Annotated in this window: 21 protein-coding genes and 1 tRNA gene; 12 read left to right on the top strand and 10 right to left on the bottom strand. The window is 67.7% G+C overall.

Annotation, left to right across the window (positions count from 1 at the left end):
* Positions 1 to 46: 46 nt before the first annotated feature.
* Positions 47 to 2,158, top strand: coding sequence for a hypothetical protein (locus NKJ07_RS06190; protein ID WP_318569711.1), 2,112 nt, complete (start codon positions 47 to 49; stop codon positions 2,156 to 2,158).
* Here the strand turns inward: NKJ07_RS06190 and NKJ07_RS24395 are convergent, their stop codons facing one another.
* The 4 genes from NKJ07_RS24395 to guaB form a co-directional block, all read right to left on the bottom strand.
* Positions 2,159 to 2,275 carry a DUF7503 family protein gene (locus tag NKJ07_RS24395; RefSeq protein WP_425504732.1) on the bottom strand — a complete coding sequence of 39 codons (117 nt, stop codon included), beginning with the start codon at positions 2,273 to 2,275 and terminating at the stop codon, positions 2,159 to 2,161.
* Positions 2,276 to 2,557: 282 nt separating this feature from the next.
* Complete coding sequence (locus NKJ07_RS06185) at positions 2,558 to 3,163, bottom strand: response regulator transcription factor (protein ID WP_318569710.1); 606 nt, start codon at positions 3,161 to 3,163, stop codon at positions 2,558 to 2,560.
* Between the two features lie 166 nt (positions 3,164 to 3,329).
* The gene (locus tag NKJ07_RS06180) at positions 3,330 to 4,409 is read right to left on the bottom strand and encodes a TrmB family transcriptional regulator (RefSeq protein ID WP_318569709.1); all 1,080 of its coding nucleotides are present in this window, start codon (positions 4,407 to 4,409) and stop codon (positions 3,330 to 3,332) included.
* 288 nt (positions 4,410 to 4,697) lie between these two features.
* The gene (guaB, locus tag NKJ07_RS06175) at positions 4,698 to 6,191 is read right to left on the bottom strand and encodes an IMP dehydrogenase (RefSeq protein ID WP_318569708.1); all 1,494 of its coding nucleotides are present in this window, start codon (positions 6,189 to 6,191) and stop codon (positions 4,698 to 4,700) included.
* Between the two features lie 373 nt (positions 6,192 to 6,564).
* Here guaB and NKJ07_RS06170 point away from each other — a divergent pair, with 373 nt between their 5' ends.
* The 5 genes from NKJ07_RS06170 to NKJ07_RS06150 all read left to right on the top strand — a co-directional run bounded on the left by NKJ07_RS06170 (position 6,565) and on the right by NKJ07_RS06150 (position 8,678).
* Positions 6,565 to 6,753: a DUF8099 family protein gene (locus NKJ07_RS06170; RefSeq protein ID WP_318569707.1), complete on the top strand. Its 189-nt coding sequence runs from the start codon at positions 6,565 to 6,567 to the stop codon at positions 6,751 to 6,753.
* Between the two features lie 6 nt (positions 6,754 to 6,759).
* A complete protein-coding gene (locus NKJ07_RS06165; protein ID WP_318569706.1) occupies positions 6,760 to 7,701 on the top strand; it encodes a DUF5794 domain-containing protein in 942 nt (313 codons plus the stop codon).
* Between the two features lie 75 nt (positions 7,702 to 7,776).
* A complete protein-coding gene (locus tag NKJ07_RS06160; protein ID WP_318569705.1) occupies positions 7,777 to 8,172 on the top strand; it encodes a secondary thiamine-phosphate synthase enzyme YjbQ in 396 nt (131 codons plus the stop codon).
* A 58-nt stretch (positions 8,173 to 8,230) separates the two neighbouring features.
* Positions 8,231 to 8,455 (top strand): DUF5795 family protein, encoded by a 225-nt coding sequence (locus tag NKJ07_RS06155; protein WP_318569704.1) that lies wholly within the window; start codon positions 8,231 to 8,233, stop codon positions 8,453 to 8,455.
* Between the two features lie 46 nt (positions 8,456 to 8,501).
* Positions 8,502 to 8,678: transfer RNA gene (locus NKJ07_RS06150), tRNA-Trp, on the top strand.
* Between the two features lie 181 nt (positions 8,679 to 8,859).
* Here the strand turns inward: NKJ07_RS06150 and NKJ07_RS06145 are convergent.
* Complete coding sequence (locus NKJ07_RS06145; protein WP_318569703.1) at positions 8,860 to 9,324, bottom strand: DUF6653 family protein; 465 nt, start codon at positions 9,322 to 9,324, stop codon at positions 8,860 to 8,862.
* 151 nt (positions 9,325 to 9,475) lie between these two features.
* On the opposite strand from NKJ07_RS06145, the gene aroC reads away from it, so the two are divergent.
* The 6 genes from aroC to NKJ07_RS06115 all read left to right on the top strand — a co-directional run bounded on the left by aroC (position 9,476) and on the right by NKJ07_RS06115 (position 17,829).
* The gene (aroC, locus tag NKJ07_RS06140; RefSeq protein ID WP_318569702.1) at positions 9,476 to 10,627 is read left to right on the top strand and encodes a chorismate synthase; all 1,152 of its coding nucleotides are present in this window, start codon (positions 9,476 to 9,478) and stop codon (positions 10,625 to 10,627) included.
* A gap of 241 nt (positions 10,628 to 10,868) precedes the next feature.
* Positions 10,869 to 12,761: a 2-oxoacid:acceptor oxidoreductase subunit alpha gene (locus NKJ07_RS06135; protein ID WP_318569701.1), complete on the top strand. Its 1,893-nt coding sequence runs from the start codon at positions 10,869 to 10,871 to the stop codon at positions 12,759 to 12,761.
* Between the two features lie 2 nt (positions 12,762 to 12,763).
* The gene (locus NKJ07_RS06130) at positions 12,764 to 13,702 is read left to right on the top strand and encodes a thiamine pyrophosphate-dependent enzyme (RefSeq protein WP_318569700.1); all 939 of its coding nucleotides are present in this window, start codon (positions 12,764 to 12,766) and stop codon (positions 13,700 to 13,702) included.
* A 355-nt stretch (positions 13,703 to 14,057) separates the two neighbouring features.
* The gene (lrpA1, locus tag NKJ07_RS06125) at positions 14,058 to 14,486 is read left to right on the top strand and encodes an HTH-type transcriptional regulator LrpA1 (protein WP_318569699.1); all 429 of its coding nucleotides are present in this window, start codon (positions 14,058 to 14,060) and stop codon (positions 14,484 to 14,486) included.
* 117 nt (positions 14,487 to 14,603) lie between these two features.
* Complete coding sequence (gene dinB, locus NKJ07_RS06120; RefSeq protein WP_425504731.1) at positions 14,604 to 15,905, top strand: DNA polymerase IV; 1,302 nt, start codon at positions 14,604 to 14,606, stop codon at positions 15,903 to 15,905.
* 67 nt (positions 15,906 to 15,972) lie between these two features.
* A complete protein-coding gene (locus NKJ07_RS06115) occupies positions 15,973 to 17,829 on the top strand; it encodes an ATP-binding protein (RefSeq protein ID WP_318569698.1) in 1,857 nt (618 codons plus the stop codon).
* Positions 17,830 to 17,875: 46 nt separating this feature from the next.
* On the opposite strand, the gene tpiA is transcribed toward NKJ07_RS06115, so the two are convergent.
* The 5 genes from tpiA to hisC form a co-directional block, all read right to left on the bottom strand.
* Complete coding sequence (gene tpiA, locus NKJ07_RS06110) at positions 17,876 to 18,520, bottom strand: triose-phosphate isomerase (RefSeq protein ID WP_318569697.1); 645 nt, start codon at positions 18,518 to 18,520, stop codon at positions 17,876 to 17,878.
* A gap of 333 nt (positions 18,521 to 18,853) precedes the next feature.
* A complete protein-coding gene (locus NKJ07_RS06105) occupies positions 18,854 to 19,384 on the bottom strand; it encodes a multiprotein bridging factor aMBF1 (RefSeq protein WP_318569696.1) in 531 nt (176 codons plus the stop codon).
* 109 nt (positions 19,385 to 19,493) lie between these two features.
* Positions 19,494 to 20,099 (bottom strand): CDP-alcohol phosphatidyltransferase family protein, encoded by a 606-nt coding sequence (locus NKJ07_RS06100; RefSeq protein WP_318569695.1) that lies wholly within the window; start codon positions 20,097 to 20,099, stop codon positions 19,494 to 19,496.
* Entirely contained in the window at positions 20,096 to 20,623 is a 528-nt protein-coding gene (locus tag NKJ07_RS06095) for an adenylate kinase family protein (protein WP_318569694.1), read from the bottom strand. Before NKJ07_RS06095 ends, NKJ07_RS06100 begins: the two co-directional genes overlap by 4 nt.
* Positions 20,620 to 21,705 (bottom strand): histidinol-phosphate transaminase, encoded by a 1,086-nt coding sequence (hisC, locus tag NKJ07_RS06090; RefSeq protein ID WP_318569693.1) that lies wholly within the window; start codon positions 21,703 to 21,705, stop codon positions 20,620 to 20,622. Before hisC ends, NKJ07_RS06095 begins: the two co-directional genes overlap by 4 nt.
* Between the last annotated feature and the right edge of the window lie 232 nt (positions 21,706 to 21,937).

Genomic DNA, 21,937 nt, shown 5'->3' with positions numbered 1-21,937 from the left:
GGGTCTTTCCCAGTAGTTTTTACCCGTACCGCGTGTTCGTAGGGGTATGTCCCATCCGGGCGAGCGTTCCCCCACGTGCGACGGGTTCGGGGTCTCGTTCTCGCCACTGACGGACGACGCCGGCGTGCTCGTGGTCGATCCGATCGAACGCCACCAGTTCCGGCTGTTCACGCCCACGACCCCCGCGCTCGAACCGGCCGACCCGGCCGGACTCCGGTTCCCCGTCGACGACGCCGTCCGGTTCGTCACCGAGCGCATCGAGCTGTCGTCGGTCGTCGCGGTGTACGTCCGCGACGGCGAGGGTCAGATGCTCGCCGAGGCGGCCCACTTCGCCGACGAGTCGTTCGAGCCGGGGACGTACGGACTCGAACTCTGTGCGCCGATGAAGCTCTACCTCCGCGTCGAGGGAGCCGTCTCCGTCACCGCCGACGCCACCCGGACGAGGCTCGCCTTCGACGGCCCGACCGAGGTCGTCGTGGGTGGGCGCTCACACCACGAACAGCCCGCGGCCACCCTGACGACGACCGACGACCCGGCCGACGTGATGCGTGCGCTCTCGACGTTCTCCTCGGCGCTGAAGACGACCTCCGTGGAGCGGTCGTATCCGACGCTCCGGGGTCACCCGCCTCTCGTCGAGCGCGGGGACGTGCTGTCGATCCCCGACGGGCTGTCGGCGCCGAAGACCGGGATCCGCATCGAACTCCCGCGGTCGCTCGAACACGCGTACGTGGCCGCCCCGCTCGCGTACTACCTCGGGGGCGAACTCGTTCCCGGCGACCGCCCCCGGATCGTCACCGACACGGGCTTCGAACACCGGCTGGATACCCCCCGCGGCTTCGAGCGCGAGGTCGAACGCGTGCTGAAACAGACGTTCTTCTTCGACTGTCTCGTCCGGACCGAGGGCTACTACAAGGTCGACTTACACGAACGCGCGGCGGTCGAACCAGCCGTCGACCTCGACTTCGCCGCCCTCTACGACGCCACGCCCGCCGAGCGACTCGCGGCCACCCTCTCGGTGCCGAACGAGGTGATCCGCGACCAGACCCCCGAGTGGAAACTGACGACGCACGTCGCGCCGACGCCGGACAACGTCGAACTCCTCCCGTTCGTGGTGAACGACCTCGCGGTGGTCCGGACGCCGACTGCGACCTCGCTGTCGGCCTCCGAGGTGCAGGCGACCGCCGCCGGGGAGTTCTTCCGCGCCGGCGACGGCGGTCCTGTCCGGAGCGCGGCGGCCGACGCCGGGCGGGCGTACGTCCAGCCGGAGTCGGCCGACTCGCTCGAACAGGCGTGGATGGGCGACGGCACGCCCCTGGGTGCGTCGAAGACGACGAAACAGGCGTTTCGAAACCGACTCGACCGGTCGCCCACGGCGGGAACGATCGACATCGTCGTGGTGTGTAACGACGAGCGGATGATCGACGAGCGCGACGTCGTCGACGGGGTGTACGGCTCCCGCGAGGAACTCCCGTTCGACGTCACCGTCCAGTACGGTCGGACGGTCGCGGAGCTCCGCGAGACGCTCACGACGGACGTCGAGTTCCTCCACTACATCGGCCACATCGACGCCGCGGGCTTCGAGTGCGCCGACGGTCGCCTCGACGCCACCACTCTCGACGAGGTCGGCCCCGACGCGTTCCTCCTGAACGCCTGTCAGTCGTACGAACAGGGGGTCGGCCTCATCGACGCCGGGGCCATCGGCGGCATCGTCACGCTCAGCGACGTGATCAACAGCGGGGCCGTCGAGATGGGCAAGACGCTCGCGCGCCTCCTCAACCGCGGCTTCCCGCTCGGGAGCGCGCTCGACGTCGCCGGCGACGACAACGCCCTCGGGAGCCAGTACGTCGTCGTCGGCGACGGTGGCTTCGCCATCGCGCAGTCCGAAAGTGGCGTGCCGAACGCCTGTTACGTGCACGAACTCGACGGGGACCGCTTCGAGCTCGAGTACAAGGCGTTCCCCACCAGGGAGCGGGGCATGGGGACGCTCATCATCCCGCATCTGAAGGACAACGAGACCCACTACCTCTCCTCGGGCTTCGTCGATAGTTTCGATCTCACGCGTGAGGAACTGGCGGATTTCCTGTCGCTGGCGGACGTCCCGGTCGTCTTCGAAAACAGGCTGTGCTGGAGCAGCGAACTCGACTTCGACTCGCTCTGATTACGGCCCGGCGGTCGTGCTCGCGTTACTGGCGAGCGCGCCTCCGGCTTGCGACAGCAGCAGGACGATCGTGAACAGTGCACCCATCATGCGCGGGTTGTCCGTGAGGTAGGACACCAGCGCGGAGTTGTCATCCGACATGATACACGTTGACAATCGCCCGGCGATTAAATAAATATTTTCTTACAGTTCTGATACTAAATTAATTTAATTAACAGATTATTATATGTCACTAAACGCTCAGGCAGAATCCCAGCGGCTCTCAGGGTCGGTGCGTGTTCGAGGCGCTCTCTGTCGGTTCTATGATCAGCTCACGGATAGGTCTCGCCTCCGAAGGCGGTGAAAAAGTGCCGGTCGGCCGAACGCCGTCGAACGCGGGCCGTGGAGTCGGCGCGTCGGTCAGAACGGGTCGGAGGTGCCGTCTTCGTCCTCGACGCCCCGACCGATGTCGTGGTAGAGCGCGGAGATCTCGTCGCCCTCGTCGAACTGCCCGAGCGTCTCGTCGAGTTCCTGGCGGAGCTCCGCGAGCTGTTCGTCGAGCTCCTGGTACTCCTCGCTATCGCTGAGCGCGGTCGGCCCCTTCTCGGCCTCCAACAGCGCCTTCTTCGAGGCCAAGGAGAACAGCTCCTGCACGCCGGAGTCGTACGCGTTGCGGAGCAGGAGGTTCGAGACGGTCTGGTGGAGGGCGTCTTTCGAGACGGGCTTGACGAGGTAGTCGTCGAAGCCCATCGCGACGATGTCGAAGTCGGGTTCGACGGCCGTCACCATCGCGACGCGACAGTCGAACCCGCGGGAGCGGATCTCCGCGAGGGCCTCGTCGCCCGACAGATCCGGCATGCGCCGGTCCAAGAGTACGACCGAGACGTCCTCGTCGAGTTCCTCGAGTGCCTCCCGACCCCCGTACGCGACACGGACCTGGTACTCGCCGTCGAGCCACGTCGCGTACAGATCCGCGAGATCAGGCTCGTCTTCGACGATGAGAACGACGGGTGTTTCGTCATTCATGGGTTGGGTTCGTGGTGGCGTCCGAGTGGTCGAGAGGTTCGATCGTGCCGGGACGGTACGACTGTACCACCCGGTTCGGGGGTTGGATTGTCACCTCGGACCCCGGAGACGGCGTTCGCATCAGTGTCGTATTTCGTGGAGGGGACCACATATAGCTACCCATCGCTCAACTGACTCCTGTTACCTCTCTAACGGTTATTCGCGTCGCTTCGACGTCTTCGAGCACCGCACCCCACCCGCCGACGCGGTACACTCGCCCGCCCGAGATGACCGACAGACTGACCTGCCCCGCGAGCTGTGACAGCGCCGGCGCGCCGTTCGACGACGTCCCCCCGGAGTACTGGACGTCCGTGACGTCGCCCACGAACGAGATCGACTTGCCCGTCTCCGTGTCGAACCCCTCGACCGCGACGCGGACCCGCCCGCCGTCGCTCAACAGCGGCTCGATCTCGCGGACGCAGTGGCGGATGTCGGCGTAGTCCAGGGGCAGCGACGCCGACCGCGACGAGTAGACGGTGTCCCACACCTCCCAGAGGCAGGTGAGGAAGTACCAGTGGAAGACGTAGGTGAGCGTGTAGTCGTTGACCAGCACGCCGTACTGGTTCAGCGAGTGGGCGTGGGGTGCGAAACACGTGTCGGTCCGGTCGACCAGCGCGACGAACGGGGTCGGCAGCGTCCGGTGGCGGACCTCGGTCACGATCCCGTCGAACGACGCCCCATTGGGGATCGTCCTGCTCTCTTCGTCCGTGTGTAGCGACAGCTTGATGATCGCACCGTTGTCGTACGCTCGCCGGAGCGCGGGACGGAGTTCCTCGAACTGCGACGGCGTCACCGCGAGCTGCACCTCGTTTTGCGCCTCGCTGATGAGCGCCGCCGCCCGGTCGAAGACCGTGTCGAACCGCTTGACGATGCTCACCTTGTGGGTGTCGACCGCCGGCTCCTCCCACCGTTCTTCGATCTCCTCCGCGGCGTCGGTCAGGAGCGTCGCACGCTCCCTGAGGTCGTCAAGCACCTCGTCGGGATTCCGCGCCCGCGCGTGCAAGCTGTCCTGCTCGTACGTCTCGATGTACCCTTTCGACTCGAGATCGCGAAGCACGTCGTAGATGCGAGCGGTCGGAACCGCACAGGCGTCGGCGATCTCGGTCGCGCTCGCGGCACCGAGCTGAAGAAGCGTGTTGTACGCCTCCGCTTGGTACTGCGAGAGACCAGCCTCTTCGAGTGCCGCGCGGAGTTCGGCCGTGTTCATCGAACGTATACCACCACGGAACCAGATATTAATAATCTTCCTTACTCGTTTACGACCTATCAGAACCGCAGGACGGGGTCGCTAGGGCGCCGTGGGCTCGGACTGTTCGTTCACGCGATCCGTGAGGTTCCGTGTCTGCAATGGCCGAGCGAGGGATCTGCCGTCGGCCTCCCACAGCCCTACCGCCGCGCACGACCACCCCGCGGCGGCGGTCGGAGTACGATTAGCCCGCTGCCCCGGCCCCGTCGCCGCCGTCACCCCATACGGGGGTGACCGATCGAATTCGCGTTACTGATCGGGGCTGTAGTTGGGGGCCTCGTCGGTGATCATCACGTCGTGGGGGTGACCCTCGGTCTGGCCCGCCGCGGAGACCCGGACGAACCGCGCCCGCTCCTTGAAGCCGGAGAGGCTCTCCGCACCGACGTAGCCCATCCCCGACTTCATTCCTCCCACTAACTGGTGGAGCTCGGACGCGAGCGTCCCCTTGTACGGCGTGGCAGCTTCGACGCCTTCCGGGACGAACCCCTCGTCCTCGTCGGCGTCCTTGAGGTAGCGGTCGCCGCCGCCCGAGCGCATCGCACCGACCGAGCCCATCCCGCGGTACTGTTTGTACTTCTTGCCGTTCATCGTGATCACGCGGCCGGGTGCCTCCTCGGTGCCCGCGAAGTACGACCCCAGCATGACGGCGTCCGCGCCGGCGGCGACCGCCTTGATCGCGTCTCCCGAGTATCGGATACCGCCGTCGGCGATGACCGGGACGCCGGCCGCCGAGGCGACGTCTGCCACCTCGGAGACGGCCGTGATCTGCGGCATGCCCGCACCGGTGACGACGCGCGTGGTACAGATCGAGCCGGGGCCGATCCCCACCTTGACGCCGTCGGCGAAGTCGACGCACGCTTCTGCGGCCTCCCGGGTGCCGATGTTGCCGACGACGACGTCGGCGTCGACCTCGCCCTTGATGGCTCGCGCCGAGTCGAGGACGTTCATGTTGTGGGCGTGCGCGCAGTCGATGAACAGCACGTCCGCGTCGGCCTCGTCCGCGGCGACGGCGCGCTCTTCCTCGAAGGGGCCGACGGCGACGCCGACCCGGAGCCGCCCCTCGTCGTCGCGAGCGGCCTCCTCGTGCTCGCGGCGCTGGAGGATCCCCTGCATGGTGACGAGCCCCACGAGCCCGTCGGCGTCGTCGACGATGGGGACACGTTCGATCTTGTGGTCGTACATCAGTTCGAGCGCCTCGCGGGCGGTGACGTCCGTCGTCGCCGTGATGACCTCGTCCGTCATCGCCTCGCGGACCTGGTCGGACTCGCCGACCTCGAGGAACGGGCGGATGTCGGTCCCCGAGATGATTCCCAACACTTTGTCGGCGTCGTCGACGACGGGGGCACCGGAGACGCCGGCGCGCTCCATCATCTCGTCCACCTCGCGGACGGTCTGCGTCGGCGAGGCCGTGACGACGTCCTCACGCCGGATGAACAGCTCGTCCGCGCGCTTGACGGCCTTGACCTGCGCCGCCGTCTCCTCGACGCTCATGTTGCGGTGGAGCACGCCGAGGCCGCCGTTGCGAGCCATCCCGATGGCCATCTCGGCCTCGGTGACGGTGTCCATCGCGGCCGACAGCACTGGGATGTTCAGCGAGACGTGCTTCGAGACGCGGGTCGCGACGTCGGCGTCGTCCGGTTCGACCCGCGACTCCATCGGCCGGAGGAGGACGTCGTCGAACGTCAACGCCTCCGGCTCGCGGAGTTTCTCCGAGAAGGGTCCAAGGTTAGCGTCCTTCGCCATATAAACCGTCGACGAGCGGGCGACAAAAGCGTTGCGAGAAGGCACGTGTATGGGTAGCCGTGCCACTCACTCACCGGCGAATATGCACTCGTGTGGACAGTCGCTCCGACGGCGGTCGCGTCGGCGACCGAACGCTGCCGCTGTCGCTCCCCCGGGCCGTGACGGCGGCAGCGGGCGGGTCGCTCCTCTGAGCCGACGGCTCACGGTCGGAGCAATTCTTGCGGAGCCGTCGGCCCCGAACCGAGAGTTCGTCGGACCGCACGGCCGTTCGGTGACGATCGTTCGGTCGAGCGCAGATGTGCCGACGGTTCTACTGCTAGGTGCGGACGTCTCCCACACAACGTTTAATATGCCAGTCCGGCTTCTTTCGCACATGGACTCCGAGCGTTCCATCGCGACGCGCAGTGCCGGTCAGTCGACCCAGGTCTCCGGCAGCCGTTTCTTTACAGCGATGGAGCGCACATTTAAACACGCCAACGGCCAGAACTCGTGGCAGGTCCCGCGGGAGTCCGGGTCGGGCTTGCGCCCGCATCGCCGTTCGGCCGTTGGTGACGGCCGCTGACGTGAGATGAGCGTCTCTCGGCACCCGATCGCCCTCACCATCGAGCGGCAGGTCGGTAGTGCGACCCGCCTGCTCGCGACGGTGATGGCGTTGCCCCTCATCGACGGCATCTTCCCCGCGCTCGTCCTCGCGGGTGCGCTGACGTACCCCTTCGGTATCCTCGAGACCGGTCTCTTGGTGTTCGGCGGCTCCGCGACCGTTGCGGTGATCCTCGCGGAGATGGACGACTCGCCGCGGGAGATCGTCCCGTCCATCCTCCTGCTGGGGCTCGTGCTCATCCCGATCGCGGCGCTGGAAGCCGCGCTCGCACCCACGATCGCGAGCATGCTCGATATGCCGACGTTCCAGCGCTTCGCCGGCCTGGTCATCGTCGCCGTGGCGGCGAAGACCGCGTCCGCGAGGGTCGGGGAGTACCTCCCGCGCCCGGCAGTCATCATCGGGCTGGGTCTCGTCGCCAGCTTCCAGCCCGGGGGCCTCGACGTAGCGGTCACGACCGATCCCGTGCTGGTGGCGAAGGCCGCGGCGACCGCCGGCGTCGGCGTCGGGTTCGCGCTCGCTGTCGCCCTCGCGGGCCCGCAGCTCCGCGGTGCGGTCGACATCGATCGGTTCCGCTTCGGCTCCTCGGTCGCGCTGGGGATGCTCGCGCTGTCGGTCCTGGAGCTCATGCCGACCGAAGCGCCGGTCGCCCTCGGCGTCCTCGTCGTCACGGCGGTGTTCTCGTTCGATCCCGACGGCTCGACCGCGCCGGTGAAGGCAAACGACGTCGACGACGACGAGGCTCCGGCAGTCGACGGCGATTCGGCCGATTCGACGCCCTCCTCGGGGTCGGCGACCTCGCCCGCCGCGTCGGTCGTCGCCGACGGCGGTGACGGGGACTCGGCTCACGACGCCGACGGGGACGCCTACCGCTACCCCAGCAGCGAGGACTCCCGGCTCCCGTGGCTCTGAGCGCCGACTGGCGGCCCCCGACCCTCTGCGGCTGGCGGTGACAAGAGACATTCGCTCGGGGGGCCTACACCGATCATGACCCGACTGACCGTCTCGACCGACGCCCGGTTGACCGTCGTCGACGTGACCGACGCGGTTCGCGAGGCCGTCGCCGACGCCGGCGTCGACGGCGGCGAGCGCGTCTGTACCGTCTTCGTCGACCACACCACGGCCGGTCTCGTGGTCAACGAGGCCGAATCACGGCTCCTCGGCGACGTCGAATCCTTCCTCGGCGACCTCGTCCCCGACGAGGGCTGGGACCACGACACCCTCGACGGCAACGCCGACTCCCACCTCCGGGCGCTCCTGCTCGGCAACAGCGTCTCGGTCCCGGTCGTCGACGGCGACCTCGCACTCGGGCGGTGGCAGTCGGTGCTCCTCGTGGAGTGCGACGGCCCGCGCGACCGGACGCTTCGGGTCGTCGTCGGCTGAACCGATTCCCGGTCCGACGAGGACGAAGGCTTACTTACGCGGCTCTCCTTCTCGAGATATGAGCAATCGCGTCGTGCAGGGTCGGATGGTCACGCCGGACAAACTCGCGGAACTCGTCGAGGGGTCGCGCCCGATGGAGACCGACGGGATCGAAGACGCCGATCGCGACTGCCCCGACTGCGGCGGGAACGTCCTCTCGGTCGGTTACATGCCCTCCGTCACGGAGTTCGTCACGGGCTACAAGTGCCAGGACTGCGACTGGAAAGAGGCGGACCGAACCTAACCGAACCGAAAGTCCTTTTAACCGAATCGGCTTACGGGAGAGCGCAGGGGTCGTGGCCAAGCCCGGCATGGCGACTGACTCCAGAGGCTACCGCCCGGTGACGACACTCCAGACTGATATACCGAGCGACCGACTGATCATCGGTCGTGTTGACGACCCTCTGGAGGACCGAGGCGCGACCGGAGATATCAGTCGATCGGGGGTTCAAATCCCTCCGACCCCACTCCCTTTTCACGCGAACCACACGGCGAGCACCGCATAGCGTGCGCTCGCTCACCGTGAGCGCGCTCAGTCGTTGACGAAGAGGATTTGAACCCAGCGGGCGAGCGACGCGAAGTCCTCGCGGTTCACGATCCCTCCGACCCCACGTCTCTGTAACGTACCGACAGCCAGCGACGCACCGTTCACTCGGCCCACTGCCCGCTTCGGCCCGCGTCGGTTCGCCGGATGATCGCGTCGACCCACCAGATCTTGAGTCCCATCGCGGCCACACACGCCACGAGAGCTCCGAGGGGTCTCCGTCGCCAGGCGGCCCAGAGCGCGACCAGCGTCGCCGGGACGTTCAGGAGGTTGAGCACGTTGGGGTAGTCCAGACCCATCGTTCCCCTCTCGTCGCCGAGCCACTCGCGCTCGGCGAGGACGATCCGGGAGAGCCACGAGTCGGTCCGTTCGGGGCGCGGGAAGAGAACGGGGTTGACGACGGTGAACGCGACGACGGCGGCGAACAGGCGGCGGTCACGCGTGTAGATCGCGTACAGCAACGCGGGCATCGTGAGAAAGCGGGTGCCGGCGCTCCAGGGGTTCGCGTGGCGTTCCCAGAAGGTGGCTTCGAGGCGGTCGCGGAGGGACGCGGGTGGGTCGGAGACCATGCGTTGCTCTCGTCGGAGATCGCGAATAAGCTATCGGGGCGCGATCGGCGGAGGGGTTCCACGGCGGTCGAAGCGCTCCCGCGCCCACCGTGGTCGGCGTCCACCGCGAATTCCGCACGGTTGAAATGCCTACCCTTCTCACACTCTGGTAATGAACGGGAACCGATTCGGTCGTCTCTTCCAGGTGACGACCTACGGCGAGTCTCACGGCGAGGCGATGGGCGTCACCGTCTCCGGCTGTCCAGCGGGGTTAGAACTCTCCGAGGAAGACGTCCAGCGGGAACTCGACCGGCGCAAGCCCGGCCAGTCGATGATCACCACGTCCAGAGGGGAGCCCGACGAGGTGGTCATCAACTCCGGCGTTCAGGACGGCTACACGACGGGGACGCCCATCGGCATGGTCATCCAGAACAAGGACGCCCGCTCGGGCAAGTACGAACCCTACGTAACGGCACCGCGACCGAGCCACGGCGACTTCACCTACTCGGCGAAGTTCGGCACGCGGAACTGGGGCGGTGGCGGCCGCTCGTCGGCGCGGGAGACGGTCAACTGGGTCGCGGCGGGTGCGATCGCGGGGAAGATCCTCGCTAGCCAGGGCATCGAGGTGAAGGCACACGTCAACCAGATCGGCGACATCGAGGCCCCGCCGGTGAGCTTCGAGGAGATGCTCGAACACACGGAGGAGAACGAGGTCCGGTGTGCCCACCCCGAAACGGCGGAGAAGATGCGCGAGCGCATCGACCAGTACCAGACGGAGGGCGACTCCATCGGCGGCTCGATCTACTTCGAGGCGCGCGGCGTTCCGCGCGGACTGGGCGCGCCGCGCTTCGACTCCTTCCCGGCACGCCTCGGCAAGGCGATGTTCGCTATCCCCGCGACGACTGGCGTCGAGTACGGACTCGGGCGCGAGGCCCGGGAGTGGACGGGGCTCGACAGGAACGAGGACTGGGCGTTCGACGACGAGGGCGACCCCGTCCCCGAGGGGAACAAACACGGCGGCCTCCAGGGCGGGATCACGACCGGTCAGCCCATCTACGGCGAGGCGACGTGGCACGCGCCGACCTCGATCCCCAAACAGCAGAAGACGGTCGACTGGGAAACGGGGGACGAAAAGGAGATCCAGGTCGTCGGCCGGCACGACCCCGTGCTTCCCCCGCGAGCGGTTCCGGTCGTCGAGGCGATGCTGTCGCTCACGATCCTCGACTTCATGTTGCTCGGCGGGCGGATCAACCCCGACAGACTCGACGGCGACGTCGGCGAGTACGACACCGAGTACCACCCCTCCTCGCCGCGAAACGAGTAACGGTCACGGCGGCGGCCGACCGACGCCGGTCTCACAGACATTCGAGGAGGAATCCACGGCCTCAGCCGTGGGGGGCTGACTCCCGTCTTCGAAGCGTGTGACCGCAGAATCCGTTACGTTTGGGGGGATCGACCATACAATATTAGGTCCTTCATCATCTTTCCTTGTCAATGTATAGCAAAGTCTTTAATCGGTACCTCGCCAACAAGTCCCCTAGGGCCCACGGGGCCGTGACCACAACATGACTGATGACGAACTCATCTGGCGAATCGCTGGGGGGTCCGGTGACGGGATCGCCTCGACGAGCCAGAACTTCGCGAAGGCCCTGATGCGGTCGGGGCTGCACGTATTCACACATCGACATTACCCATCGCGCATCCGTGGTGGCCACACGTACACGGAGATCCGCGCCTCCGCGGACCCGGTCGAGTCGCGCGGGGACGGTTACAACTTCCTCCTGACGCTGGGTGACTCGTTCGCGCGCAACCCCTCGGAAGGAGCGTACTACGGCGACGAGGAACAGAAGCCGCTGTACGAGAACCTCGACGAACTCCGCGAGGGCGGTGTGATCGTCGTCGACGAGGGGCTCGTCGACACCTCGGTCGTCGAGGACTTCGACGAACGCGTCGAGGAGAACAACTGGCACGTCTACGAGTTCGATCTGCGCTCGCTCGCACGCGAGTACGGGCGCGAGGTCATGCGTAACACCGCCGGCGTCGGCGTGACGTGTGCGCTCGCCGGGATCGACCGCGAGTGGATCGTCGAGCTGATGACCGACGCAATGCCGGAGAAGATCCTCGAGCCGAACCTCGAGATCCTCGACGAGGCGTACGAGATGGCGATGGACGTCGAGCACACCCACGACGTCTCCGTCCCCGAGGGCGAACACGACGAGGAGCAGGTCCTTCTGTCGGGCTCCGATGCCATCGCCTACGGCGCGCTCGACGAGGGCTGCCGGTTCATCGCGGGCTACCCGATGACGCCGTGGACGGAAGTGTTCACCATCATGTCGCAGAACCTCCCCGAGGTGGGCGGCATCTCCGAGCAGGTCGAAGACGAGATCGCCGCCGCGGCGCTGGCGCTCGGTGCCTCCCACGCGGGCGTGAAAGCCATGTCCGGCTCTTCTGGAGGCGGGTTCGCCCTGATGTCCGAGCCGCTCGGCCTCGCAGAGATGACGGAGACGCCCGTCGTCCTCGTCGAGGCGATGCGCGCCGGTCCCTCGACCGGCCTGCCGACGAAGCCCGAACAGGGCGACCTCGAACACGTCCTCTACACCTCGCAGGGCGACTCCAACCGCGTCGTGTTCGCGCCCTCGACGGTGTCGGAGGCGTACACCCAGACGCGAACCGCGTTCTCGCTCGCCTACGAGTACCAGATCCCCGCCATCGTCATTTACGACCAGAAACTCGGCGGCGAGCTCGTGAACGTGCCCGCGAGCCACTTCGACGAGGAGCCGAACCCCGACCTGGGGTCGGTGCTCACCGAGGCCGAACTAGCCGAGGCACCGCACGACGCCTCTGGCAAGTACAACCGCTTCCAGCACAACGTCGAGAAGGGGATCAGCCCTCGATCGATCCCCGGACAGAAAGACGGTCACTTCCTGGCGACCGGCAACGAGCACATGCCCGCGGGTCACATCAGCGAGGACCCCGAGAACCGCGTCTTCCAGATGGATCGCCGCATGTCGCGGGTTGAGAACATCCGTGCAGATCTCGACGCCGCCGAGGGGAGCAACCAGACCCCACACGGTCCCGAGGAAGCCGAGTACGGTATCCTGACGTGGGGCTCGAACCAGGGGACCGTCTTCGAGGCGATCGACCGCCTCAACGACGACGGCTACTCGGTGAAGGCGCTGTCGGTGTCCGACATGATGCCGTACCCAGTCGACGAAGTTGAAGCGTTCATCGAGAGCGTCGATGAGGTGCTCGTCGTCGAAATGAACGCCTCCGCACAGTTCCGCGGGCTCACTCAGAAAGAGCTGGGACGGTACGGCGAGCAACTCTCGTCGCTCCTCAAGTACAACGGTAACCCGTTCGAGCCCGCCGAGATCGTCGACGGCTTCGTCACGACGATCGTCGAGAACGACACGCTCCCGGGGACCGAGACCAAGTTCGTCCCCGCCGCAGGTGATTAATCATGAGTGCATTCAGCGCAATCGGAGAAGAGACGGAACACGACCAGAACGAGTTCACGCCCGGCCTTGAACCCCAGCCGACGTGGTGTCCTGGCTGTGGTGACTTCGGCGTCCTGAAGGCGCTGAAGGGTGCCGCCGCCGAACTCGGGCTTAGCCCCGACGAGATGCTCCTCTGTACGGGCATCGGCTGCTCGGGCAAGCTCAACAGCTACTTCGAGAGCTACGGCTTCCACACCATCCACGGCCGATCGCTGCCCATCGCTCGGGCGGCCAAACTCGCCAACCCAGGCCTTACCGTCGTCGCCGCCGGTGGCGACGGTGACGGCTACGGAATCGGCGGGAACCACTTCATGCACTCGGCTCGTGAGAACCACGACATGACGTACATCGTGTTCAACAACGAGATCTTCGGCCTGACGAAGGGGCAGACCTCGCCCACGTCGCCGATGGGTCACAAGTCGAAGACCCAGCCCCACGGGTCGGCGAAGCAGCCGATTCGCCCGCTGTCGCTGTCGCTCACCTCGGGTGCGTCGTACATCGCCCGCACTGCGGCAGTGAACCCGAACCAAGCCAAGGAGATCATCGTCGAGGCCATCGAGCACGACGGGTTCTCGCACGTCGACTTCCTCACCCAGTGTCCGACCTGGAACAAGGACGCTCGGCAGTACGTCCCGTACATCGACATCCAGGACTCCGACGACTACGACTTCGACACCAACGACCGGCGCGAGGCCGCGGACATGATGGCCGAGACCGAGGACGCCCTCCACGAGGGGACCGTCCTCACCGGCCGCTACTACGTCGACGGCGACCGCCCCTCCTACGGCCAGGAGAAGCGTGCCATCGGCGAGATGCCCGAGGAACCGCTCGCAGAGCGGTACTTCGACGACGACTACGAGTGGGAACGGTCGTACGACCTGTTCCTCGAAAAGCACCGCTGAGGTCACGTCGCGGTTCCGTCTCTGATCTTTTTCGTGTTCCACCAAGCCCGACCCACGTAGCCGTGGGGCCCCGATCGACAACGCGTGTCCCGCCCCCACCACTCGCGTGTCTCGTCGCGTTCGCCCCCGGAGTCCGGTCCGCGGCTGGACGTGCGACCCGCCGCACGACGTGGGCCGCGCCGGCGTGACCCTCGACGTGTCCGCGGACCGCGCCGGCGTGACCCTCGACGTGTCCGCGGACCGCGTCGTGCCGTGGTACCGCTGTCGGACGCCGTCGTCGGGTGCCGTCACCGGGGAGGCGAGTCTGGTTTTTCGATTCGCAACATATTTTTTCTACGGCCAAAAACGTCACGACATGGGAGTCACCTCCACGGAGGAGCGGATTCTCCGGGTGCTCGAAGACGATGCACAGGCGTCTTACGCCGACATCGCCGAGCGCGCGGAGGTCTCGAAACCGACGGTTCGCAAGTACATCCAGCAGTTAGAGAACGACGGTGTCATCGTCGGCTACTCCGCGGACGTCGACCCGAAGAAGCTCTCCGGGCAGTCCATCGCCATGGTGGGGATCGACGTCGCCTCAGAGCGGTACGTCGAAGCGACCCGGGCGCTGAAACGACTGGAGGCGGTCGAGTCGCTCTACTCGTCGTCGGGCGACCACATGCTGATGGCCGAGGTCCGTGCCGCCGACGGCAACGCCCTCGGCGAGGTCATCGCCGAGGAGATCCTCGCCGTCGACGGCGTCACGGCCGCCCATCCGTCGTTCCTCCAAGAACGGCTGAAGTGACATAGCGTACCGAACCGCGCGAGGGGTTCGGCGTCGTCCCGGCGCACTCTCCTCCCTGGTTTCACTTCCGCTCCGCTTTGCGAACGCTCAGTAGCCTCCGGCACCGACTGGGAACCGATGCGGGATCCGGAGGCTCCGTTCGCCGCCGCCGCGCGTCCGCCCGACGACACCGACGACGCACGCGTCGTCCTCCACGTCGACATGGACTGCTTCTACGCGTCCTGCGAACGACGCCGCGATCCGACGCTGGCGGGCGAGCCGGTCGTCGTCGGCATGGGGTTCGAGCCCGGCGAGAGCCACGGTGCGGTGGCGACTGCGAGCTACGAAGCGCGCGCGCATGGCGTCGAGAGCGCCCAACCCATCTCGCAGGCGCTCGATGCGCTCCCCCGGGTCGAAGACGGCGGGGGCGGACGGTATCTGCCGGTGGATCTCGACTACTACCGCGAGATCGCGGCGCTGGTCAAGGAGGTGTTGCACGACTGCGCCGACGTGGTGCGCGAGGTGAGCATCGACGAGGCGTACCTCGACGTGACCGAGCGGACCTCCTGGGCACGGGTCGCCGGCGACGGCGACGAGCGGACGCTCGCGGAGGGGTACGGCCGGTACGTCAAACAACGGATCGCACGGGAGGTCGGCGTACCGGCCAGCGTCGGCGTCGCCCCGAACATGGCCACCGCGAAGGTCGCCTCGGACCACGACAAGCCCGACGGGCTCGTCGCGGTGCCACCCGATCGGGTCCGCGAGTTCCTCGCGCCGCTCCCGGTCGACGAGATTCACGGCGTCGGCCCGGTCACCGCCCGAAAGCTGCGAGGGATGGGTATCGAGACGGCCGGCGACCTCGGTGCGGCGGATCCGACCGTCCTGCGCGAGCGGTTCGGCGACCGCGGCGTGGCGTTGCACCGTCGAGCGCGCGGCGACGACGACCGGATCGTCGAGCCGACGGGGCGACCGAAGAGCCTCTCGCGAGAGTCGGCATTTACCGACGCGACCGACGAGACGGAGCGCGTACGCGAGAAGGTTCGCGCGCTCGCGGGCGACGTCGCCGCCCGCGCGACCGACCGCGAGGCGACCTACCGCACCATCGGCGTGAAGGTCGTCCGCCCCCCGTTCGACGTCAACACGCGCGAACAGTCGCTCTCGGGGCCGGTCGACGACCCGGCGCTCGTCGAACGGGTCGCGCTCGAACTCCTCTCCGAGTTCGCGAGCGAGACCGTCCGCAAGGTCGGCGTTCGCGTCTCGAACCTCACGTTCGGTGCCGGCGAGCAGGTCCGACTCGACGGCTACGATTCGGCGGTGCCACCGGACCGCGAAGGGGGAGACGACACCGACCCAGAGTCGGCGACCGATCCGGCGGACGACCGACGCTCGCGCCGGGGACAGGTGTCCCTTTCGGCGTTCGACGGCGACGACGAGCGCTGACCGCGGCCGTCAGTCGTCCGTCTGACGTACACCTTTGTGCGCGGCCGGCCACCTATCGACAGACCGCATGACCGATAGGGAGACCATCACAGTCGCTGACGTGAGCGCCGGCCCGGGGGGCGACGGGACGGACCCGGGGACGACCGTCTCGTTGCCCGCCGTCGAGATCCTCACGGGGAGAGGGTTCATCACCGGGAAGTCGGGGTCGGGCAAGTCGAACACGGCGTCTGTCGTCGTCGAGAAACTGCTCTCGGCGAACTTTCCCGTCCTGGTCGTCGACACCGACGGCGAGTACTACGGCCTCAAAGAGCAGTTCGAGATCCTCCACGTCGGGGCCGACGAGGAGTGCGACATCCAGGTCAACCCCGAGCACGCCGAGAAGATCGCGTCGCTCGCGCTCGAACAGAACGTCCCGATCATCCTCGACGTCTCGGGCTACCTCGACGAGTCGGAGGCGAAGTCGCTCCTCCTGCAGACGACGCGGCACCTGTTCGCGAAGGAGAAGAAGCTGAAGAAGCCGTTCCTGATGCTCGTCGAGGAGTGCCACGAGTACATCCCCGAAGGGGGCGGGATGGACGAGACGGGCAAGATGCTGATCAAGGTCGGCAAGCGCGGCCGGAAACACGGCCTCGGGATCGTCGGCATCTCCCAGCGGCCCGCGGACGTGAAGAAGGACTTCATCACCCAGTGCGACTGGCTCGTCTGGCACCGGCTCACCTGGCGGAACGACACGAAAGTCGTCAAGCGGATACTCGGCAAGGAGTTCTCCGACGCCATCGAGGACATGGGCGACGGCGAGGGATTTTTAGTTACGGACTGGTCGGAATCGATCCGGCGGGTGCAGTTCCGCCGGAAGACGACGTTCGACGCGGGCGCGACCCCTGGCCTCGACGACTTCGAGCGCCCGGACCTCAAGTCGGTGAGCGGAGACCTCGTCGACGAACTCCGCGACATCTCCGACGAGAAGGAGCGCCGCGAGTCCGAACTCGCCGATCTGCGACAGGAGCTAGAGAAGAAAGAACACCGCATCGCGGAACTCGAGACGGAGTTAGAAGAGGCGCGCGACCTGCGGCGGTTCGCCGACCAGATGGCCCAGGCGATGTTCCAGAAGGCCGAAGCCCCGTATCGCGATGGCAGCGGCCGCAACCTCTCCCGGCCCGACGGGTACCAGCGGGCACTCCGTGAGTACGAAGCCGGGACAGCCCCGGAGGGCGACCCGCAGGCCGCCGAAGCCGCGAGCGAGAACGGCGACACCGAGGCCACAGAGCCGCCGAACGAGGCGCTTCCGGCTGCCGCGGCGGCAGACGAGGAGACGGTAGTCAACGCCGCCGCGAGCGCCGACCCGGACGCCGACAGCCCGTTCCCGCTGGCGACCGACCCCGAGATGACGGCCGGTGCGGACGGGGCGACCGACGGCGGCGCGACCGCGACGGCCGCCAGCGCGACGCTCGCGGCGGCGCTCGATGAGTCCGCGGAGGAGTCACCCCAGGGGACGACGCCACCGCTGCCCGACGGAGCCGTCGGCGACGTCGCGACCGACCTCAGAGCGCAACTCGCGGATTTCGACGCGGTGACGCGTCGAATGCTCGCCCACTACCGCTCACAGGGCATCGCGGATCCGGTCACCGCACAGGTCGCCGCGGGCGGCCCCGGCGATCACAAGGTCGCGTACGCGCGGAACCGGACGCTCAGGAAGGCGGGCTTCGTCCGGCACGCCGGTCGTGGGAAGTACGCCTACGCGCTCCCCGACCACGTCCGGACGGAGTACGCCCATCGACTACATCCCGACGCGTTCGACGAGGCCGTGGCGGCGGTGGAGGCGGTCTTCGTCGACGAGCCGTCTGACGGGAGCGACGAATCCGACGCCGAGACCGAGACCGGGGCCGGGGCCGAGGCCGAACGCGCTGAGGACACCAACACGTAGCTCGCGGGCGGCGGACGGAGCGAACGAGAGCGGAGAACGGAGTGCGCTACAGCCCCGCGACGAGGTCTTCCAGCGCCGCCCGCGGGTCGTCGGCCTTGGCGACGCCCGAGGCGAGGAGGATGCCCGTCGCGCCGAGATCGCCGGCGGCGACGACGTCGTCGCCGGTCGAGACGCCCGCGCCGCAGTACACCTCGACGTCCTCGTCGACGGCCGCGGCTGCCTCGACGGCGTCGACGACGATGTCGGGATCGGCGGTGGAGACCGAGATGTCGCCGCCGATGAGTTCCGGCGGTTCGACCGCGACGGAGTCGGGGCCGAGTGCCGATACGGCACCGATCTGTTCGGGGTTGTTCCCACAGACGCACGTTTCGAGGCCGGCGCGCTCGGCGGCCGCGAGCGAGGCGTCGATGTCGGCGAGCTTCAGTCGGTTCTCCGAGTGGTTGAGGAGTGTCCCCACTGCACCGGCCTCGGCGACGGCCTCGGCGAGCGTGCTCCCCGTGTGCGAGCCGTGGTCGTTCGGCGAGACGTGCTGGGCCCACGTTTCGACACCCGTCTCGGCGACGCGCTCGATGTGTGCGGCCTGCGGCGAGACGGCGATTCGAACGCCCGACTCCTCGGCGACGTCACGGGCGGCCTCCGCGACCGCGACCGGGTCGCAGGGGTACGCCTTGAGGTTCACCAGAATGAACATGCGGGTGAGTCTTCACTCCGGATCGGATAAATAGCTTCACCTCCGCGGTGCGTCTCCTGGGCTCCGGGGCTGACAGCCGGTACCGGACCGCTCGCGCACGGCGGGGTACCGGACGACCGTGGGTCGCCGTGCGACAGTCGCTACGTCACGCGCCGAGGTGGCTCCGTTCCGGTATTTGAATCCTCGCTCCCGACCGGGCGACGGTCGACGCGTTCGCCAGGTGAGCCGGGTCAGGGTGATCGACGAGCCGGCGACGGCCGAAACGTCGGGAGGGGGTCGTCACTCGAGGGTGGCTCACATGAACGTGGCCTACACGTCGAACCCGGTCGACGCTCAGTCCTTGCGCTTGACCACGTCGCCGAGCGTCGTCGTGGTAGACGACCCCGAGGACCACTCGCTGTCGTCGTCGCCGCTCGACCCCTCGGTCAGCGAGATGCCGAGTTCGCGTTCGAGTTTCTTTCGGACGTCGTCGCTGGGGAGGACGTCACCGCGCTCGATCTTCCGGATGAGGCTCGTCTTCTCGTTGAGTTCGCCGGCGAGCTCCTGTTGGCTCTGGCCGCGGCTCTCACGGGCCTCGCGGACGCGCTTGTCGTAGTCGGTCGCGATCTCGTCCATCGTGTCGAACATGTCCCGTCGGCGTCGCGTCGACGACGAAGAGGACGACGAGGACGACGTGGACGACGAAGAGGACGACTTCCCGGACGAGGACGACGTCGAGTATTTGCTCGTGGAACTCGACGACGACTCAGTGCGGACCTCGGTGCCGAAGTCCTTGCACTCGTCGCAGAGTTCCAGTTCGGCACCCTCGACCTTGACGGTGGTGAGCGACGACTTGGAGGCGCCGCACATCTCGCACTGGGGCATACCGCTCTCTAACAGAGCCCACTGCATAAAAGATGCGCCGCCGATCCCGAGTCGACCGGCCGAGCGCGGCGGAACGGGTCGCGTCGCCCGACGGGCCGATTCGTCTCCGTCACGTAAGATCGGACCACGCGCCCCAGAAGCGTTGGAGGGCAGTGAGGTGGCCGACGACGGCGAAGAAGGCCAAGAGCAGCCCGATCACGGAGAGCCCCGCGACCAGCGGGCCGGGAACGACCGCGCCGACGACGGTCGCGAGTCCCACGAGCGCGAGGCGGTCCGCCCGGCCGACAAGCCCGCCGTAGGCGCGACCGAGCCCGACCGCCTGGATCTGCGTCCCCAGGTACGAGGTCATGACGACGCCGGTGACGGCCGCGAAGCCGAGTCCGTATCGGCCGACGCCGGCGGCGAGCCCGGCGATGATGACGATGTCGGCGTAGCGGTCGAGCACGTGGTCGAGGAAGTCGCCGGCGTCGCTCGCGACCTCCTGCTCGCGGGCAAGGGCGCCGTCGACGAGATCGAGCCAGCCGTTCAGGAAGACGCAGACCGCGCCGACGACGTACGCGAGCGACGAGGCCGCGTAGAACGCCCCGCCGGCGAGGACGGCGACGACGAATGCGATGACGCTCACGCCGTTCGGGCTGAGCCCGACCGCGTCGGCCGCCGTGACGAACGGGCCGAGCGCGCGGTCGGCGAGCGGCCGAAACCGGTCGAGCGTCATGAGTGGAGGTAGTCGAGGAAGTCCACGTCGCCCGCGGAGGGGTCGCGGTCGCCCGCGACGACGGCCTCGACCTCGGCGGCGACCGCGTCGGGCGAGCGGTCGGTCGTGTCGATCTCGTACACGCGCTCGGAGCCGTGAGCGTCGACGGCCTCGGTGAGGATTACGTCGAGCGCCTCGCTCTCGGCGTTCTCGCGGGCTTTCTCCGCCGACTCACCCCGTTCTCGAAGGCGGGATTCGAGCACGTCGGGGCGACACCGAAGGACGACCACGCGGTCGGCGTCGAGCAGGTGAGCGAGGTGTGATTCGAGGACGACGACTCCCTCGTCGTCCGTGGATCCGACGGCGTCGTCGACCCACGCGCGGAGACCGTCGAGGTCGACGACGAGCGAGTCCCGTCCCTCGTCGCGTTCGGTCCACAGTCCCTCACGTTCGATCACCGCGTTGAGGTGGACCACCTCGTGCGGGAGGCGGTCGGACGCTGTCGTCTTGCCCGTCCCGGGCGTCCCGGTCAGGACGACTCTCACGCCTCGGCCACCTCGCGCGCGACGCGGTTCAGCACCTCGACGGCGCGTTTCGTCCCCTCGCGCGTCCCTGTCGACACGCGGAGACAGGCGGGGAGGCCGAACGAGGAACAGTCCCGAACGATGACGCCCGCGCGCTGGCTGGCGTCGGCCACGGCGGAGGCGTCGCCGACGTCGCAGAGCACGAAGTTGCCCGCGCTCTCCCACGTCGGCGCGTCGAGGTGGTCGTACATGTACTCGCGGGCCCAGCGGGCGGTCTCGACCGTCTTCTCCAGATGGGCGTCGTCGTCGAGCGCCGCTCGGGCGGCCCGACAGGCGAGTTCGTTCGCCGCGAATGGCGTGTTCACACGGGCGTAGGTATCGGCCCACGCCGTCGGGACGAGCGCGTAGCCGATCCGCAGGCCAGCGAGGCCGTACGCCTTCGAGAACGTCCGCGTAACGGCGAGGTTGTCGAACTCGTCGAGGAGCGTCGCCGCGCTCTCGCGCTCCGAGTACTCGCCGTAGGCCTCGTCGCAGACGACGAGCGTGTGGTCGTCGACGCGGCCGAGGAGGTCGACGAGTTCCGCGCGCGCCATCTCGCTGCCGGTGGGGTTGTGCGGCGTCGTGACGTAGACGATCCGTTCGCCGTCGTACGCCTCCATGATCCGGTCGGCGGTCTGTGAGAAGCCGTCGGCCTTCGGGAGCGGGTAGGAGGAGACGGTGCCGTGGTGGTAGCGAGCGGTCATCCCGTAGTACGAGAAGCCCGGGTCGGGGACGAGGACGCGGTCGCCGGGATCGAGCATGGCGCGGGAGAGGTAGTCGAGCGAGCCGTCGGCACCCGCGGAGACCCACACCTGCTCGGGCGAGAGGTCCCACTCGGTCGCGAGTCGGTCCGTCAGATCGGTGTGTGACGCCTTCGGGTAGACGTGGACCTGTGCGGCGTACTCCCGAAGGACGTCGACGGCGGCGGGGCTCGGGCCGTGGGGGTTCTCGTTCGACGAGAGCTTCGTCAACTCCTCGGGCTCCATGCCGAGGTCGCGGGCGACCTCCTCGACGCCCCGTCCGGGGACGTACGGGGAGTGTGCGGAGAGGTCCCGTGGCTGCATGGTCGAACGATGCGGTGCCCGGTTCTTAAGGGTGCTTATACCGCCGGTGGCGTTCGCCCCCGTGGGGAGGGCGGACCGAACGGATGCCTCCCCGGAGTGGCATGAATATGCATCCCGTCACGCTAAGATCCCCGGCGGGAAACCTAGCGGTGCCGGTCGGTGCCTCGAGGGGGGAACCTGGGGAAGCACGGATCCGGTGACCGGAACGCGTCGCCGAGGGGGAGCGACGGAC

This window comes from Salinigranum marinum (assembly GCF_024228675.1).
Lineage (GTDB): Archaea > Halobacteriota > Halobacteria > Halobacteriales > Haloferacaceae > Salinigranum > Salinigranum marinum.
This window is presented reverse-complemented; position numbering and strand designations above follow the sequence as displayed.